15 protein-coding genes are annotated in these 17,774 nt (G+C 73.0%); 13 read left to right on the plus strand and 2 right to left on the minus strand.

The window, feature by feature from the left end; translation table 11 throughout:
• Positions 1-89 precede the first annotated feature (89 nt).
• Positions 90-3,698: a chromosome segregation protein SMC gene (gene smc / locus NH2_RS24060; RefSeq protein WP_067658719.1), complete on the plus strand. Its 3,609-nt coding sequence runs from the start codon at positions 90-92 to the stop codon at positions 3,696-3,698.
• 120 nt (positions 3,699-3,818) lie between these two features.
• Here smc and NH2_RS24065 read toward each other — a convergent pair whose 3' ends face one another.
• Entirely contained in the window at positions 3,819-4,208 is a 390-nt protein-coding gene (locus NH2_RS24065) for a DUF2237 family protein (RefSeq protein ID WP_067658722.1), read from the minus strand.
• Between the two features lie 112 nt (positions 4,209-4,320).
• Here NH2_RS24065 and ftsY point away from each other — a divergent pair, with 112 nt between their 5' ends.
• The 12 genes from ftsY to trmD all read left to right on the plus strand — a co-directional run bounded on the left by ftsY (position 4,321) and on the right by trmD (position 16,478).
• Positions 4,321-6,003 carry a signal recognition particle-docking protein FtsY gene (ftsY, locus tag NH2_RS24070; RefSeq protein WP_067658725.1) on the plus strand — a complete coding sequence of 561 codons (1,683 nt, stop codon included), beginning with the start codon at positions 4,321-4,323 and terminating at the stop codon, positions 6,001-6,003.
• A gap of 186 nt (positions 6,004-6,189) precedes the next feature.
• Positions 6,190-7,536, plus strand: coding sequence for an ammonium transporter (locus NH2_RS24075; protein ID WP_067658728.1), 1,347 nt, complete (start codon positions 6,190-6,192; stop codon positions 7,534-7,536).
• Between the two features lie 3 nt (positions 7,537-7,539).
• Complete coding sequence (locus NH2_RS24080) at positions 7,540-7,878, plus strand: P-II family nitrogen regulator (protein ID WP_067658731.1); 339 nt, start codon at positions 7,540-7,542, stop codon at positions 7,876-7,878.
• A 114-nt stretch (positions 7,879-7,992) separates the two neighbouring features.
• Positions 7,993-10,410 carry a [protein-PII] uridylyltransferase gene (locus NH2_RS24085; protein WP_084505826.1) on the plus strand — a complete coding sequence of 806 codons (2,418 nt, stop codon included), beginning with the start codon at positions 7,993-7,995 and terminating at the stop codon, positions 10,408-10,410.
• Positions 10,411-10,524: 114 nt separating this feature from the next.
• Complete coding sequence (locus tag NH2_RS24090; RefSeq protein ID WP_067658965.1) at positions 10,525-10,797, plus strand: hypothetical protein; 273 nt, start codon at positions 10,525-10,527, stop codon at positions 10,795-10,797.
• 99 nt (positions 10,798-10,896) lie between these two features.
• Positions 10,897-12,447 (plus strand): signal recognition particle protein, encoded by a 1,551-nt coding sequence (gene ffh / locus NH2_RS24095; protein ID WP_067658736.1) that lies wholly within the window; start codon positions 10,897-10,899, stop codon positions 12,445-12,447.
• Positions 12,448-12,644: 197 nt separating this feature from the next.
• A complete protein-coding gene (locus NH2_RS24100; protein WP_067658968.1) occupies positions 12,645-13,739 on the plus strand; it encodes an amidohydrolase family protein in 1,095 nt (364 codons plus the stop codon).
• A 58-nt stretch (positions 13,740-13,797) separates the two neighbouring features.
• Positions 13,798-14,355, plus strand: coding sequence for a dihydrofolate reductase family protein (locus NH2_RS24105; RefSeq protein WP_067658739.1), 558 nt, complete (start codon positions 13,798-13,800; stop codon positions 14,353-14,355).
• A gap of 212 nt (positions 14,356-14,567) precedes the next feature.
• Positions 14,568-14,999, plus strand: coding sequence for a 30S ribosomal protein S16 (gene rpsP, locus NH2_RS24110; RefSeq protein ID WP_067658742.1), 432 nt, complete (start codon positions 14,568-14,570; stop codon positions 14,997-14,999).
• On the plus strand, positions 14,999-15,241 hold the full coding sequence (locus NH2_RS24115) for an RNA-binding protein (RefSeq protein ID WP_030521790.1): 243 nt from the start codon (positions 14,999-15,001) through the stop codon (positions 15,239-15,241). The genes rpsP and NH2_RS24115 overlap by 1 nt, the downstream gene beginning before the upstream one ends.
• On the plus strand, positions 15,242-15,766 hold the full coding sequence (gene rimM / locus NH2_RS24120) for a ribosome maturation factor RimM (RefSeq protein ID WP_067658745.1): 525 nt from the start codon (positions 15,242-15,244) through the stop codon (positions 15,764-15,766).
• 7 nt (positions 15,767-15,773) lie between these two features.
• A complete protein-coding gene (gene trmD, locus NH2_RS24125) occupies positions 15,774-16,478 on the plus strand; it encodes a tRNA (guanosine(37)-N1)-methyltransferase TrmD (RefSeq protein ID WP_067658748.1) in 705 nt (234 codons plus the stop codon).
• Between the two features lie 22 nt (positions 16,479-16,500).
• On the opposite strand, the gene NH2_RS24130 is transcribed toward trmD, so the two are convergent.
• On the minus strand, positions 16,501-17,661 hold the full coding sequence (locus NH2_RS24130; protein WP_067658750.1) for an outer membrane protein assembly factor BamB family protein: 1,161 nt from the start codon (positions 17,659-17,661) through the stop codon (positions 16,501-16,503).
• Between the last annotated feature and the right edge of the window lie 113 nt (positions 17,662-17,774).

The raw sequence follows: 17,774 nt of genomic DNA on the forward strand, positions 1-17,774 counted from the left end.
GGTCACCCGCGGCGGATACGATGGCAGGTCGCCGCGCCCCCTCGCTGTCGTCGGAGCAAACCCGCCTCATCCACGGAAAGGTCCCGGCCGTGCACCTGAAGAGCTTGACGTTGAAGGGCTTCAAGTCCTTCGCGTCCGCGACGACGCTGCGCTTCGAGCCGGGCATCACCTGCGTCGTCGGGCCGAACGGCTCCGGCAAGTCGAATGTGGTGGACGCGCTGACCTGGGTGATGGGCGAGCAGGGGGCCAAGGCGCTGCGCGGCGGCAAGATGCAGGACGTGATCTTCGCGGGCACCGCGGGGCGCGCCCCGCTCGGCCGCGCCGAGGTCACGCTGACCATCGACAACTCCGACGGCGCGCTGCCGATCGACTACGCCGAGGTCTCGATCACCCGCCGGATGTTCCGGGACGGCGCGGGCGAGTACGAGATCAACGGGTCCTCGTGCCGGTTGATGGACGTCCAGGAGCTGCTCAGCGACTCCGGGATCGGCCGGGAGATGCACGTCATCGTGGGCCAGGGCCAGCTCTCCGCCATCCTGGAATCGCGCCCCGAGGATCGCCGTGCCTTCGTCGAGGAGGCGGCGGGCGTGCTCAAGCACCGCAAGCGCAAGGAGAAGGCGGTGCGCAAACTCGAGGCGATGCAGGCCAACCTGGCCCGCCTCACCGACCTCACCTCCGAGCTGCGCCGTCAGCTCAAGCCGCTCGGCAGGCAGGCCGAGGTGGCCCGCCGCGCCGCCACCGTGCAGGCCGACCTGCGCGACGCCCGGCTCCGGCTCGCCGCCGACGATCTGGTGACCCGCCGTGGCGAGCTCGCGGGCAGGCAGAGCAAGGAGGCCTACGCCCGCGAGCAGCAGATCACCGTGCAGGCCGAGCTGGACGCCGCGGGCGCCGCGCTGGCCGCGCAGGAGCACCAGCTCGCCGAGCTGACCCCGAGCTCGGAGGCGGCGGCGCAGACCTGGTTCCAGCTCTCCGCGCTGGCCGAGCGGGTCAATGCCACCATCCGGATCGCCGGTGACCGGGCCAGGCACCTGGACACCGCCACCCAGGCGGGCACCGGCCGCGACCCGGAGCAGCTGGAGGCCGAGGCCGACCGGGTGGCGGCCGAGGAGGCCGAGCTGCGCGAGACCGTCGAGATGACGGTGGAGACGCTGGAGGCCGCGCGCGACGCGCTGGCCGAGCGCGAGCAGGCCGCCAAGGCCGCCGAGCAGGCGCACCTCGCCGCGGTGCGCGCCATCGCCGACCGCCGCGAGGGGCTGGCCCGGCTCGCCGGACAGGTCGAGACGCTGCGGCACAAGGCCCAGTCGGCGGATGCCGAGATCACCCGGATCTCCGGCGCGATCACCGAGGCGGGCAGGCGCGCCGACACCGCGCGCGCCGAGTTCGACGACGTGCAGGGCGAGCTGGCCGAGCTGGACGCGGGCGAGGCCGGGCTGGACGCCCAGCACGAGCACGCCGTCGAGGCGCTGGAGCTGGCCGATGCCAGGGTGGCCGAGCTACGGCAGGAGGACCGCGACGCCACCAAGCGGGTGGCGTCGCTGAGCGCCCGCATCGAAGCGCTCGGCATGAACCTCACCCGCAAGGACGGCACCGCCTGGCTGGCCGAGCACAGCCCGGCCGGGCTGCTCGGGCCGCTCTCCGGGGTGCTGCGGGTGCGCTCCGGCTTCGAGGCCGCGGTGGCCGCCGTGCTCGGCCCGCTCGCCGACGCCACCGCGGCGCGGTCGACCGCCGCCGCCTACGACGCGCTGCGCGCCATCAAGGCGGCCGACGGCGGGCGGGTCGGGCTGGTCTTCCACACCGAAGCCCGGGCGGCCGCGGTCGCCGCGCTGCCCGCCGGCGCCACCGCGCTGGCCGAGGTGGTCGAGTACCCGGACGAGCTGGCCCCCGCGGTGCTCGCGCTGACCGCGGCGGTCGCCGTCGTCGACGATCTCGCCGCCGCCGCCGAGCTCCTCGCCACCCGCCCCGAGCTTCGCATCGTCACCAGGGAGGGGGACCTGGCCGGGACCGGCTGGGTGCTCGGCGGCTCCGAGCGGGCGCCGAGCAGGCTGGAGATCCAGGCCGAGATCGATGCCGCCGCCGCCGAGCTCGACGCCGCCCAGCGCCGCGCCGCCGAGCTGGAGGCCGCGCTGGCCGGTGCCCTGGACGAGCAGACCGACCGCAAGCAGGCGGTCGACCACACCCTGCTCGCGCTGCACGAATCCGACCAGGCGCTGGTCGCGGTGTACGAGCGGCTGGCCAGGCTGGGCGAGACCACCCGCACCGCGGAGAAGGAGAGCGCCCGCCTCTACGACCAGCGCGCCGCCGCCGAAGCCGGCCGCGAGCAGAGCCTGGCCACCCTGGCCGAGCTGGAGGACCGGCTGCGCAATGCCGAACTCGAGCAGGCCAGGATCGACGCCGACGGCTACGGCGCGGCGGGCACCGAGGCCGCGGGCCGGGAGCGCGAGGAGGCCGCCGCCGCGCTCGCCGAGGCCAGGACCATGGAGGTGGAGGCCAGGCTGGCGGTGCGCACGGCCGAGGAGCGCGCGCAGTCGGTACACGGCAAGGCCGATTCGCTGCGCCGCGCGGCGCGGGCCGAGCGCGAGGCGCGGGCGCGGGCCGAGCGCGCGCAGGCGGCCAGGCGCAAGGCCGCCGCGGTGGCCGCCGCTGTCGCGGAGTCCGGCGCGCAGGTCGCGCGGGAGCTGGAGCAGGTGGTGGCGCGGGCCGCCGCCCGGCGCGACGAGCTGGTGCGGCGCCGCACCGAGGTGGCCGCCGAGGTGGAGCGGGTCAAGGAGCGGGTGCGGGCGCTCACCGCGCAGCTCACCCAGCTCACCGACGCGGTGCACCGGGACGAGGTGGCCAAGGCCGAGGCGGCGCTGCGCATCGAGCAGGTCGAGGCGACGATCGCCGAGCAGTTCGGGATCGCGCTGGACGACCTGGTCGCCGAGTACGGCCCCGACGTCCCGCTGCCGCCGTCGGAGCTGGAGCTGCGCGAATACGAGCAGGCCAGGGAGCGCGGCGAGGCGGTCACCGAGCCGCAGCCCATGCCCTACGACCGCGCCTCGCAGGAGCGCAGGGCGCGGCGCGCGGAGAAGGATCTCAGCACGCTCGGCAAGGTGAACCCGCTCGCGCTGGAGGAGTTCGCCGCGCTGGAGGAGCGCTACAACTTCCTCGCCACCCAGCTGGAGGACGTGAAGAACGCCAGGCAGGACCTGCTCGACGTGGTCGCCGAGGTGGACGCCCGCATCCTGCAGGTCTTCACCGAGGCGTATGCCGACGTCGAGCGCGAGTTCGTCGGGGTCTTCGCCCGGCTCTTCCCCGGCGGCGAGGGGCGGCTGGTGCTCACCGACCCCTCGGACATGCTCACCACCGGCATCGAGGTGGAGGCGCGGCCGCCGGGCAAGAAGGTCAAGCGGCTCTCGCTGCTCTCCGGCGGGGAGAAGTCGCTGACCGCGGTGGCGCTGCTGGTCGCCATCTTCCGGGCGCGGCCCTCCCCGTTCTACGTGATGGACGAGGTCGAGGCGGCGCTCGACGACACCAATCTGCGCCGCCTCATCGGCCTCTTCGAGCAGCTGCGGGAGAAGAGCCAGCTCATCGTGATCACACACCAGAAGCCGACCATGGAGATCGCCGACGCGCTCTACGGGGTCAGCATGCGGGGGGACGGCATCACCCAGGTGATCTCGCAGCGGTTGCGCGGCGAGAACCTCGCCGCGTCGGGGTAGGGGCGGGGCCGCCCGCCCGAGGTGGGAGACGCCGCCGCAGGCGCCGGGCCGGCCCGCCGGAACGGTGACCGAGTACGGCGTTCCGGGGGAGCACCGGCGCGAGCCGGGTGCCGTCGCGAACTAGAGCAGGTCGCTGACGTCGTCCGGGACGTCGACCGCGTACTTCCGCAGGATCTCCATGGAAATCACCTCGAGCGCGTCCTCGTGGGTGGCGGCGAGCACCACCGGCGCGGCCACCCCGTCCTCGTGCGCGTGCAGCCAGCGCACCGCGACGACGCACCAGCGGTCGCCCGGCTGCAGGCCGGGGAAGTTGTTCTCCGGGCGCGGAGTGCTGAGGTCGTTGCCGATGGAGGCCTGGTGTTCCAGGAACTCCGCGGTGGCGACGGTGCACACGGTGTGGCTGCCGAGATCCTCCGGCCCGGTGCTGCAGCAGCCGTCGCGGTAGAAGCCGGTGAGAGGATCGGTGCCGCACTCTTCCAGCGGCCCCCCAAGCACGTTTCGATCGGTCACGCCGCCGATCCTATTGGCCTCTGCCGAGAAGTTCCGCAGGACAAGAAATCTCGATGGCCGGTGTTTCGGCGCGCGGGCACCCTGACCAGCAGCTCAGCCGGGCTCTGCAAGGATGTCCGGTGTGAGTGCCGAAGCCTGGATTCTGATCGCCGTGATCGCCGCCGTCGTGCTGGTGGTGTTGGTCGCGGGCTACATCCTCTCCAAGCGCCGCCGGGTGTCGCTGACCGCCCCGGCGGCGGAGCAGGAGCTGACCGACCGCTCCGGCGGCTACACCGCCGCGGGCGGATTCAGCTTCAGCAGGGGCGGTGCCGCCACCGCGGAACCGGAGCCGCGGCTGCGCGACCGCACCGACACCGAGGGGCAGCCGCACATCGGCGACGACGCCGCCGTCCCGCGCGACGCGCACCGCCGCGGGATCACCGAGGTCCGGCTCCCGGACGCGGATGTGGAGCCGTCCGAAACGGTCACCCCCTCCGGCGATCCCACCGCTACCGCACCGTCCGAAACGGAGACTCCCGACGCGGGGGCTGCCGCCCCCGGTGCCACCGCCCCCGGCACCACCGCGCCCGGTGGCACCGCGGCCGACGCTGCCGCCGCCCCGTCCGGTACCGCCTCCGCCGAGGGCACCGCACAGACCAAGGGCACCGCCGCCACCGGCGATACCGCCGCGGCCGGAGCCACAATCACCCCGACCGCCCCGGCTACCGCCGACACGGCTCCGTCCACGCCCATCCCGGGCACCGCCGCCACCGGCGATAGCGCCGCGGCCGGAGCCATGACCGCCCCGGCTACCGCCGACACGGCTCCGTCCACGCCCATCCCGGGCGCCGCTCCCGCCGCGGGCACCGCAGGCACCGCTCCCGCCGCGGACATCGCCCCGACCTCCGGTCGGCTGACCCGCCTCCGCGGCCGCCTCTCCCGCTCCCAGAACGCCGTGGGCAAGAGCCTCCTCGGCCTGCTCGGCGGCGGCGACCTGGACGAGGACTCCTGGGAGGAGGTCGAGGACACCCTGGTCCTCGCCGACCTCGGCACCGCGAGCACCGGCGTCATCGTGCAGCGACTGCGCGAGGAGATGGCGGCCCGCAGCGTGCGCACCACCGACGAGGCCCGCTCGGTGCTGCGCACGGTCCTGGTCGAGGCGCTGCGCCCGGAGCTGGACCGCGCGGTCCGCGCCCTGCCGCACGACGACCACCCGTCGATCCTGCTCGTGGTCGGCGTGAACGGCACCGGGAAGACCACTACCACCGGCAAACTGGCCCGGGTGCTGGTCGCCGACGGCCGCCGGGTGCTGCTCGGCGCGGCCGACACCTTCCGCGCCGCCGCCGCCGATCAGCTGCAGACCTGGGGCGAGCGGGTCGGCGCCGACACCGTGCGCGGCCGCGAGGGCGCCGACCCGGCCTCGGTCGCCTTCGACGCCGTGACCACGGGGATCGAGCGCGGCGTCGACGTCGTGCTGGTCGACACCGCGGGCAGGCTGCACACCAAGACCGGGCTCATGGACGAGCTCGGCAAGGTGAAGCGGGTGGTGGAGAAGAAGGCCGCGGTGGACGAGGTGCTGCTGGTGCTCGACGCCACTGTCGGGCAGAACGGCCTCGCGCAGGCCCGGGTCTTCGCCGAGGTCGTCGACATCACCGGCGTCGTGCTCACCAAGCTGGACGGCACCGCCAAGGGCGGCATCGTCTTCCAGGTGCAGCACGAGCTCGGCGTCCCGGTGAAGCTGGTCGGGCTCGGCGAGGGCGCCGACGATCTCGCCCCGTTCGAGCCCGGCGCCTTCGTGGACGCGCTCCTCGGCTGAGAAATTTGTCGCACATTTGCCAGAAAACCGGTTTTCGGCCGGAGGAAACGTGGACGCAACACAACCGGCGCACCCGTTCACGTAGGTGAAACACGCCGGATTGCCGGATGAAACACCAGGTGAGGATTCTTCTTCCCAGGTCCTGATGCCGAAGTCGGCCGGGCCCGAGATGAGGAGGACATCAAGGTGGATTTTCCCACAATCGGCGCGCCGGACGCCGGTGACACCGCATGGATGCTGGCGTCCGCAGCGCTCGTGTTGCTGATGACGCCCGGGCTCGCGTTTTTCTATGGCGGCATGGTCCGCGCCAAGAACGTGCTGAACATGATCATGATGAGCATCAGTGCCATGGGGCTCATCACGATCCTGTGGGCGCTCTACGGCTTCTCGATCGCCTTCGGCGAGGACAAGGGCAATCTGATCGGCGACCCGACGCAGTACTTCGGCCTCGCCAAGGTCTTCGGCGGTGAGTACCTCGCCTCCACCGACCCGGAGGCGCCCGCCGCCATCCCGCTGTTCGGCACCATCCCGCTCTCGGTGTTCGTCGCCTTCCAGCTGATGTTCGCGATCATCACGGTCGCCCTCATCTCGGGTGCGGTCGCCGACCGCATCAAGTTCGGCTCCTGGCTGGTCTTCGCCGGCATCTGGGCCACGGTCGTCTACTTCCCGGTGGCGCACTGGGTCTTCGCGTTCGACGGCTACACCGGCGAGCAGGGCGGCTGGATCGCCAACAACCTCAAGGCCATCGACTTCGCCGGCGGCACCGCGGTGCACATCAACGCCGGTGCCGCCGGCCTGGTGCTCGCGATCATCCTCGGCAAGCGCAAGAGCTGGCCGAGCACCCCGTTCCGCCCGCACAACCTGCCGTTCGTGATGCTCGGCGCCGGGCTGCTGTGGTTCGGCTGGTACGGCTTCAACGCCGGCTCCGCGGTCGGCTCCAACGGCATTGCCGGTGCCACCTTCCTGACCACCACCATCGCCACCGCCGCCGCCATGCTCGCCTGGCTCGTGGTGGAGAAGATCCGCGACGGCAAGCCCACCTCGCTCGGTGCCGCCTCGGGCATCGTGGCCGGTCTGGTCGCCATCACCCCGTCCTGCTCGTCGGTGAACATCGTCGGCGCGCTGGTGATCGGCGTCGTGGCGGGCGCGCTCTGCGCCCTCGCGGTCGGGCTGAAGTTCCGCTTCGGCTTCGATGATTCGCTCGACGTGGTCGGCGTGCACCTGGTCGGCGGTCTGGTCGGCACCCTGCTCGTCGGTCTGGTCGCGGCGCCGGAAGCGCCCGCGGGTGTCGAGGGGCTGTTCTACGGTGGTGGTCTGGAGCAGTTGAAGCTGCAGGCCGTCGGTGCCTTCGCGGTGCTGGCCTACTCGGTGGTCGCGACCGCGGTCATCGCCTTCGCCATCAAGTTCACCATCGGCCTGCGGGTCTCCGAGGAGGACGAGGCGCTCGGCGTGGACGAGTCCGAGCACGCGGAGAGCGCATACGATTTCGCTGCAGTGGGTGGCACCGCACGGACCACCGTCAAGGAGGCATGACGCATGAAACTGATCACCGCCATCGTCAAACCGTTCACCCTCGAGGACGTGAAGAGCGCGCTCGAACAGGCCGGGATCCTCGGCATGACCGTGAGCGAAGTGCAGGGCTACGGCAGGCAGAAGGGTCACACCGAGGTCTACCGCGGCGCCGAGTACTCGGTGGACTTCGTGCCGAAGGTGCGCGTCGAGGTGGTCGTGGACGACGCCTCGGTGGACAAGGTCGTCGAGGTGATCGTCGAGGCCGCGCGCACCGGCAAGATCGGTGACGGCAAGGTCTGGGTGGCACCGGTCGAGACCGTGGTGCGGGTGCGCACCGGCGAGCGCGGCAGCGACGCACTGTAGTACTCCGGGGCCGGTGGACGGACCGGCCCCGGATCCAGCACGAGAGAGCGGCGGCCCCGCTCCGGCCGGAGCATCGGCCGGAGCGGGGTCGCGCGCGTGGAACGGGCGGTGACTATGGGCAACAATCAGAACAACGGGGCTGCCGATCTGGTCCGGGCACGGGCTCAGCTGCTCGAGGGGGGTCATCCGCGCAATCCGCGGCTGGACGCGGAATCACTGCGGTCGGCGCTGGTCGACCTGTTCGACCTCTGGCTCACCGGCAAGGGCGCCGAGCTCGGCATCGGGCCGGACTCCGGGCTGGCGCTGATCGCCGTCGGCGGCCTCGGGCGGCGCGAGATGCTGCCCTTCTCCGACCTCGACCTGGTGCTGCTGCACGACGACGTGGACCCGGCCAGGGTGGCCGAGGTGGCCGACCAGCTCTGGTATCCGCTCTGGGACGCGCACATCAAGCTGGACCACAGCGTGCGCACGGTGCCGCAGGCACTGCGGGTCGCCGCCGACGACATCCCGGCGGCGCTCGGCATGCTGGAGGCCAGGCACATCGTCGGCGACGCCGACCTGAGCAACCTGCTGATCGGCGGGGTGCGCCGGGAGTGGCGCACCGGCATCCGCTCCCGCTTCGACGACCTCATCGCGCAGACCCGCACGCGCTGGCAGCGCGGCGGCGAGATCGCGCACCGGGCCGAGCCCGACCTGAAGAACGGCCACGGCGGGCTGCGCGATATCCAGCTGCTCGACGCGCTCGCCATCGCGCAGCTCACCGACGCCATGCCCGGGCTCGGCCCCGAGGTCCCCGGCGGCGGGCTGAAGCACGCGCACCGCAGGCTGCTCGACGTGCGCACCGAGCTGCACCGGGTGGCAGGCCGCGCCCGCGACCAGCTGCGCGCCCAGGACGCCGACGAGATCGGCGCCGCGCTGCGCATCGGCGACCGCTTCGACCTGGCGCGGACGCTCAGCGACTCGGCGCGCACGGTGAGCTACTCGGTGGACGTCGGGCTGCGCACCGCGGCCAACGCGCTGCCGCGCCGCGGCCTGGCCCGGCTGCGCCGGATGCCGGTGCGCCGCCCGATCGACGAGGGCGTGGTCGAGCACGCGGGCGAGGTGGTGCTGGCCCGCGACGCCAGGCCGCAGCGCGATCCGGGGCTGATCCTGCGGGTGGCCGCCGCCTCCGCCATCACCGGGCTGCCGATGTCGGCCACCACGCTGAACCGGCTCTCCGAGGGCGCGCCGGAGCTGCGCGAGCCCTGGCCCAAGGACGCGCTCAACGACCTGCTCGTGCTGCTCGGCGCCGGCCGCAACGCCATCGGCGTGATCGAGGCGCTGGACCGCACCGGGCTCTGGGGCAGGCTGCTGCCGGAGTGGGGCGCGGTGCGCGACCTGCCGCCGCGGGATGCCATCCACACCTGGACCGTGGACCGGCACCTCATGGAGACCGTCGCCTACGCGGGCGCGGGCAGCACCAGGGTGGCCAGGCCCGACCTGCTCGCGCTCGGTGCGCTGCTGCACGACATCGGAAAGGGGCGCACGGGCGACCACAGCGTCGTCGGGGCCGAGCTGGCCACGCACATCGGGCGCAGGCTCGGGCTCTGGCCGTCGGATGTGCGCACGCTCAGCGCCATCGTCCGGTACCACCTGCTGCTGCCGGATACCGCGACCCGCCGCGACCTCGCCGACCCGGCCACCGTCGAGCACGTGGTCACGGCGCTCGACGGCGACGTGCAGCTGCTGGAGCTGCTGCACACCCTGGCCGAGGCGGATTCGCTGGCCACCGGCCCCGGCGTCTGGGGCGACTGGAAGGCCTCGCTCATCGGCGACCTGGTGCGGCGCTGCCGGACCGTCATGCGCGGCGACGAACTGCCCGCGCCGGAGCCCATCGCGCCGGAGCTGCTGGCCAAGGCCGCCGCGGGCGGGGTGCACGTGGAGCTGGAGCCCGGCGACGGCAAGCACACCTACACCGTCACGGTGATCGCCCCCGACGCGCCGGGGCTGCTCTCGGACGCCGCCGGGGTACTCGCGCTGCATTCGCTGCGCGTGCTCTCCGCCGCGCTCGGGGTGGAGGGGGCGTCGGCCGTCGACACCTTCGTGGTGACGCCGCGCTTCGGCACCCCGCCGGAGGCGGGGCTGCTGCGCCAGGAGCTCATCCGGGCCATGGCGGGCGACCTCGACCCGGGCGCGGTGCTGGCCAAGCGCGAGCGCGATGCCGACGGCCCCGGCCCCGGCCCGTACGCGCAGGCGCAGCCCCGGGTGATCTGGTCGGAGGCGTCGGCGGGCGGGGTGATCCTGGAGCTGCGCGCCGAGGACCGGCTCGGGCTGCTCACCCGGCTGGCCGCGGTCTTCGCCGATGCGGAGGCCTCGGTGCGCTGGGCCAAGGTGGTGACCATGGGGTCGGCGGTGGTCGACACCTTCTGCCTCGACCTCGGCCCCGGCGACTCCGCGGAGCGCAGGGCCGCGCTGGAGCGGAGCGTGCTGGCGGTGGTGCCGCAGCCCGCTCCGAAGAAGCCGGAGGAGGTGGGGGATTCGGCTGTCGGCTGATCGTCCGACGCGATTCTGCCTCCGCATCGAATGTGACGCAGATTACTATTCGGTGACCGGAAACGTCGATGAGAGGTGGGTCCGTTGGCGCTGGAGGTGGTATCCGCGTCGCTGATGACCAGCGACGAGACCAGGCACATCGCCCGCTGCGTCGGCAATGGGAACTGGGTGGTGTCCTGGCTGCCCGGCCGCACCCTCAGCGCACCGCAGGCCGTCACCGCCATGACCATCGCCTCGGCGGTGGCCACCGGCGGCGCCGACGGCGCGGGCCGACTCGACGCGGCCGCCGCCGAACTCGGCCTCACCGGCCGCGAGGCGGTGTTCCTGGTCGCGGTGGAGAACCACGACTACGGCGCTGGGCGGCCCCGCCCGCGGCCGCGGCGCTGAGCCGGCGGCGGTCGACTTCCCGACCGCCGCGTGCCGCGCCGCGCCGTCCGATTACCCTGGACGGGAAATGTCGTCCCCCCGAGTCCAGGAGCGCGATCGGTGTTCGAATCACTGTCCGACCGGCTGACAGGTGCCCTCAAGGATCTGCGTGGCAAGGGGCGTCTGTCACCGGCCGACATCGATGCCACCGCGCGCGAGATCCGGCTGGCGCTGCTGGAGGCCGACGTCGCGCTGCCGGTGGTGCGCGGCTTCATCGCCCGGATCAAGGAGCGCGCCAACGGCGCCGAGGTCTCGGCGGCGCTGAACCCGGCGCAGCAGGTCGTCAAGATCGTCAACGAGGAGCTCGTCGGCATTCTCGGCGGCGAGACCCGCAGGCTCACCTTCGCCAAGAACCCGCCGACCGTGATCATGCTGGCCGGCCTGCAGGGCGCCGGTAAGACCACGCTCGCGGGCAAGCTCGCGAAATGGCTGCGCGGCCAGGGGCACCAGCCCCTGCTCGTCGCCTGCGACCTGCAGCGCCCCGGCGCCGTCACCCAGCTCCAGGTGGTCGGCGAGCGCGCGGGCGTCCCGGTCTTCGCGCCGCACCCCGGCACCGGTCTCGGCGGGGAGAACCAGCTCGGTGTCTCCGCCGCCGACCCGGTGCGGGTCGCCGAGTCCGGCATCGCCGAGGCGCGGGCCAAGCAGTACGACGTGGTCATCGTCGACACCGCGGGCCGGCTCGGTATCGACGCCGAACTGATGCAGCAGGCCACCGGAATCCGCGACGCGGTGCAGCCGGACGAGGTGCTCTTCGTCCTCGACGCCATGATCGGCCAGGACGCGGTGAGCACCGCCGAGGCCTTCCGCGACGGCGTCGGCTTCACCGGCGTGGTGCTGACCAAGCTGGACGGCGATGCCCGCGGCGGCGCCGCGCTCTCGGTCCGCCAGGTCACCGGCGCGCCGATCATGTTCGCCTCCACCGGCGAGAAGCTCGAGGACTTCGACGTCTTCCACCCCGACCGGATGGCCAGCCGCATCCTCGGCATGGGCGACGTGCTCACCCTCATCGAGCAGGCCGAGCAGGTCTACGACCAGCGGCAGGCCGAGGAGGCGGCGCGCAAGATCGGCAGCGGCGAGCTCACGCTCGAGGACTTCCTCGAGCAGATGCTCGCCATCCGCAAGATGGGGCCGATCGGCAACCTGCTCGGCATGCTCCCCGGCGCGGGCCAGATGAAGGACGCGCTCGCCGCCGTCGACGACAAGCAGCTGGATCGGGTGCAGGCCATCATCCGCGGCATGACCCCCGCCGAGCGGGCCGAGCCCAAGATCATCAACGCCTCTCGCAGGCTGCGCATCGCGAACGGCTCCGGCGTCCAGGTCTCCGATGTGAACCAGCTGGTGGACCGGTTCTTCGAGGCCAGGAAGATGATGGCGGCCATGGGCAGGCAGATGGGCATGCCCGGCGCCAACCGCCGGAACAACCGCAAGGGGAAGAAGGGCAAGAAGGGCGGCCGCGGGCCGACCCCGCCCAAGGTGCGCGGCGGGTTCCCCGGCATGCCCGGGCTGCCCCCCGGCATGCCGGATATCTCCAACATGCCCGCCGGGCTCGACCAGTTGCCGCCCGGCCTGGAGGGTTTCGACATCTCGAAGCTGAAGTTCCCCAAGCAGTAGGGTCTCTCGGGTGGCCCCGCGGCCGCCGGTGCGGTCGCGGGCTGTGCGCGTCGAAACGCGGTCGCCGCCGGGAGCGCGGATGGGTTCGGGCCGAGGGCGATCCACGGCGCGGAGCAGCGGGGAGGCCGGGATCGCTCGGCGCTCCCGGGCGCACGGCAGTCGGGGGCGGGGGACAGTCCGGGCGAAGGAGGTCGGTGGTGCATCTGAGCGGTGTGGTCCTGCCCGAGGGCGAGGTGCGCGATATCTGGGTGCACGAGGGCCGGGTCACCTACGAGCCGGTGCCGGGCGCCGAGACCTTCGCGCGCGACGGCTGGATCGTGCCGGGGCTGGTGGACGCGCACTGCCACGTCGGCATCCGGTACGGCGGCGGCCACGAGGATCGGGACGGCGCGATCGAGCAGGCCGTCACCGAGCGGGAGGCGGGCGCGCTGCTGCTGCGCGACGCGGGCTCGCCGATCGACACCCGGTTCGTGGACGACCACGCGGAGCTGCCCCGGATCATCAGGGCGGGCAGGCACATCGCCCGCCCCAAGCGCTACATCCGGGAGCTCGGCATCGAGCTGGACGACGAGCGCGACCTGCCGGAGATCGTGGCCGAGCAGGCCCGCTTCGGCGACGGCTGGGTGAAGATCGTCGGCGACTGGATCGATCGCGCCGTCGGCGACCTGCGCCCGCTCTGGAGCGACGCGGTGCTGAAGGAGGCCATCGACGCCGCGCACGCCAACGGCGCCAGGGTCACCGCGCACGTCTTCGGCGAGGACGCGCTGCCCGGGCTGATCAACGCCGGGATCGACTGCCTGGAGCACGGCACCGGCCTGACCGACGACACCATCGCGCTCATGGTCGAGCACGGCACCGCGCTGGTGCCGACCCTGGTCAATATCGACACCTTCCCCGGCATCGCCGACGGCGCGGGCAGGTTCCCGGTCTACGCCGCGCACATGCGCGACCTGCACCGCCGGGTGCGCGACACCGTCGGCGCCGCGCACGAGGCCGGGGTGCCGATCTACGCGGGCACCGACGCGGGCGGCTCCATCCGGCACGGCCGGATCGCCGACGAGATCGCCGCGCTCACCGGCGCCGGCCTCTCCGCGCACGAGGCGCTCGGCGCCGCCTCCTGGGACGCCCGCCGCTGGCTCGGCCGCCCGATTCTCCAGGAGGGCGCCCCCGCCGACTTCGTCCTCTACGACCGCGACCCGCGCGCCGACCCGGCCGCGCTGATCGCCCCCCGCGCGGTCATCCTGCGCGGCAGGCCCTACCCGCGTCGCGACCCGGTGACCGCGCACCGCTGAATTCCGGGCCGCCGCTTCGTCGTTACCGGCAGAAGCGCCACCGATCGGAAGGAATGCCGTGCGCGAACTCGTCGTGACCCAGAACATCACTGTCGACGGAGTGATCGAAGCCAGCGACTGGTTTTCGGTGGCGGGCACCGACCCCGAGGCCACCGCCGACCTGGACGCCGCCCTGCGCGACCAGGCCGCCGCCTCGGACGCGGTCCTCTTCGGCAGGCAGACCTTCGAGGACATGCGCGGCTTCTGGCCTGCGCAGACCGACGACACCACGGGCGTCACCGAGCACCTGAACTCCGTCACCAAGTACGTCGTCTCCCGGACCCTCACCGAGCCCGGCTGGGCCGGCTCGGAGATTCTCTCCGGCCCGCTCGCCGCCGACATCGCGGACATCAAGGCACGGCCGGGCCGCGATATCGTGGTCACCGGCAGTATCCGGCTGTGCCACGCCCTCATCGCCGCGGACCTGGTGGACGAGTACCGCCTCTTCGTCTACCCGGTGGTGGTCGGAACGGGAGCCCGGCTCTTCGCGGATGCCACCGGCGTGCCGCCGCTGCGGCTCGCCGAATCCCGCGCCTTCCGCTCCGGAGTGGTGCTGCTGCGCTACCGGCGGGGCTGACCGAGCCGATTTCGGCGGGGCCGCACCCGTCTGGCACAATGATCCACCGTCCTTCTGGACGCGTGTCAGCCCGTCTCCGGTCCCGTACCGCGCGGCGGTCACACACTTCGAGCGCGAAACCGGACCCGCAGACCGTGCGGGGTCGCTGAATCGCGCAGTGACCACTCGGCCGCCCCCGCGGCGGCCACCACCGAAAGGCAGAACCCACAGCCATGGCTGTTCGCATCAAGCTCACCCGCCTGGGCAAGATCCGCAACCCGCAGTACCGCGTGGTCGTCGCCGACGCCCGCACCCGCCGCGACGGCCGGGCCATCGAGTCGATCGGCAAGTACCACCCGAAGGAAGAGCCCTCGCTGATCGAGATCGACGCGGAGCGCGTGGCGTACTGGCTCGGCGTCGGCGCCCAGCCCACCGAGCCCGTGCAGCGGCTGCTGGAGATCACCGGCGACTGGCAGAAGTTCAAGGGCCTGCCCGGCACCGAGGGCACCCTGAAGGTCAAGCCGGCCAAGCCGAGCAAGCTCGATCTCTTCAACGCCGCGCTGGCCGCCGCCGACAACGAGCCGTCCGGCGAGGCCGTGACGCCGAAGAAGAAGGCGAAGAAGGCCGACGACGCTGCGGCCGAGTCGACCGAAGCCGCCGAGTAATGAGCGTGGTCGTCGCCGATGCCGTCGAGCACCTGGTGCGCGGCATCGTCGCCAATCCCGACGACGTCCGGGTCGAGCTGATCACCGGCAGGCGCGGCCGCACCGTCGAGGTGCACGTCCACCCGGACGACCTGGGCAAGGTCATCGGCCGCGGCGGCCGCACCGCCACCGCGCTGCGCACGCTGGTCGCCGGGATCGGCGGCCGCGGCATCCGGGTCGACGTGGTCGACACCGACCAGTAGATGGAGCTCGTCGTCGGACGGGTCGCCAAGTCGCACGGCGTGCGCGGCGAACTCGTCGTCGAGATCCGCACCGACGATCCCGGCTCCCGGTTCGCGCCGGGCGCCGTCCTGCTCGGACGGCCCCCGCGGGCGCGCACCGGGGGCACGGAGTTCACCGTGGAGTCGGCCCGCGAGCACTCGGGCCGGCTTCTCGTGCGGCTGCGCGAGGTGGACGGCCGGGACGCGGCGGACGCGCTGCGCGGAACGCTGTTCCTGGTGGACAGCGCCGATCTGCCGCCGAGCGAGGACCCGGACGAGTTCTACGACCACGAACTCGAGGGGCTCGCGGTGCGGCTCACCGACGGCACCGCCGTCGGCACCGTCACCGAGGTGCTGCACTCGGCCGCGGGCGAGCTGCTCTCGGTGCGCGCCGATGACGGCAGGGAGATCCTGGTGCCGTTCGTCACCGCCATCGTGCCGACCGTCTCGGTGGCCGATGGCGTCGTGGTGATCGACCCGCCCGCGGGGTTGCTCGACCCGGAATGAGGCCGTCGTGAAACTGGATGTGCTCACGATCTTCCCGGAGTACCTGGAGCCGCTGCGCGCCGCGCTGCTCGGCAAGGCCATCGATCGCGGGCTGATCTCGGTCGGCGTGCACGATCTGCGGCACTGGACGCACGATGTGCACCGGTCGGTGGACGACTCGCCGTACGGCGGCGGTCCCGGCATGGTCATGAAGCCCTCCGTGTGGGGTGTCGCGCTGGACGAGGTCTGCCCGGACGACGCGCTGCTGGTGGTGCCCACTCCGGCGGGGGTGCCGTTCACCCAGGCCACCGCGGAGCGCTGGGCGGCCGAGCGGCACCTGGTGTTCGCCTGCGGCCGGTACGAGGGCATCGATCAGCGGGTCTTCGACGATGCCGCCCGCCGGGTGCGGGTCGAGGAGGTGAGCATCGGTGACTACGTGCTCATCGGTGGCGAGGCCGCCGTCCTTGTCATGGTCGAGGCGGTGGTCCGGTTGCTGCCCGGCGTGCTCGGCAACCAGCAGTCGCACCGCGAGGATTCCTTCTCCGACGGCCTGCTCGAGGGGCCCAGCTACACCCGCCCGGTGCGGTGGCGCGACCTCGAGGTGCCGCCGATCCTGCTCTCCGGCGACCACGCCAAGATCGCGGCCTGGCGGCACGAGCAGGCGCTCGAGCGCACCCGCGCCCGCAGGCCGGACCTGCTGCCCGGCGACGACGGCGTCCCCGACCCGGCCTGACCCCTCAGCCCGGCAGGGCCCTTCAGCCGGACGGAATCACGGCGGCGCGGCCGTCCGCGCCCGGTACCAGCACACCCCACGGCGCCGGGTGCAGCCGCGCGGTCTGCGCGACGGGCATGGTGAGCAGCGGTTCCTCCCCGCGCGCCGTCGGCTTCGCCCCCGCGACGTGGGTGCGCTCGCCGGTGCGCAGGTCGTAGGCGAGCAGCGACCCGTCGGCGCGCCCGCCGCTGCGCGGCCGCAGCGTCGCCAGCAGCACGCCGTCCGGTGACCCGGTGTTCGGCAGCACCTCCTCGTCGGCGGCGAGCGCCGCCGTCCAGCGCACCCCGCCGTCCGGCTCGACGAACCGCATCTCGGTGTTCTCCGTCAGCGTGGTGCTGTCCATGATCAGCGCGGTGCCGCCGGGGCGCGGGAAGCGATAGCGGGACTCCTCGCCGGCGGGCCGGCGGCCGAGTTCCTCGCCGCTGCGCAGCCCGAGGAAGACCCGCTCGCCGCCGGATTTCACGGTCACGGTGTCGGCGGAGTCGACCACGAAGGTGTCGGTGCCGGTGAGCGTGCGCTGCCACAGCTCGGCTCCGGTCGCGCGGTCGAGCGCGACGACCGCGAGATCCAGCCCGGTGCCGTCCGCCGCGAAGCGCGTGGGGCAGCGGAGCAGCGCGACCTCCCGGGTCAGCAGGACGGACTGGTTGTCCTCGGTGTACGGCGGGGCGCAGCGCCACCGCGCCGGGTCGGCCGTCCAGCGCGGCCGGTTCGTCGCGGGGTCGCGGAGCACGACCCGGCCCTCCTCGATACCGCTCTCCCACCACACCTCGGCGGGGGTGCTCCACAGCTCGGCGCCGGTGTCGGCGGCGTAGGCGACATAGCCGGGGGAGTCTCGCCAATGCACCAGCAGCACATCGTGGAAGAGCACGGGCGTGGTGCGCTGCGGATCCGGCGTACTCCCGGCCCGCCGGATCGTCCACCGCTGCGCACCCTCCGGATCCCAGCCGAGAATCGTGTCCCCGCGCACGGTGTAGATGCCGGACTCCGTCACCCCCACGTCATCGAAGGCGCCGAGCTCGACGGCGCGTACCCCGGACAGCTCCAGCCCGCCGGGCGGCCGGGACGCCGCCGTGCCCCCGCACGCCACCACCAGCAGGACCAGCCCGAACGCCGTCAGCGCCCGGATCGCGCGATTCCACCCCATGCCGAACCCCTCCCCCGAAGACTCTGTCGGCGAGGATCATTGCACGGGGCACCGACAGGGTTCTACGGCAGCAGCCGAGCCCGTCCGGCCGTGGCAACCGACTCCACCCCGGT

It is taken from the genome of Nocardia harenae NBRC 108248, assembly GCF_001612885.1.
In the GTDB taxonomy this organism is placed as follows: Bacteria; Actinomycetota; Actinomycetes; order Mycobacteriales; family Mycobacteriaceae; genus Nocardia; species Nocardia harenae.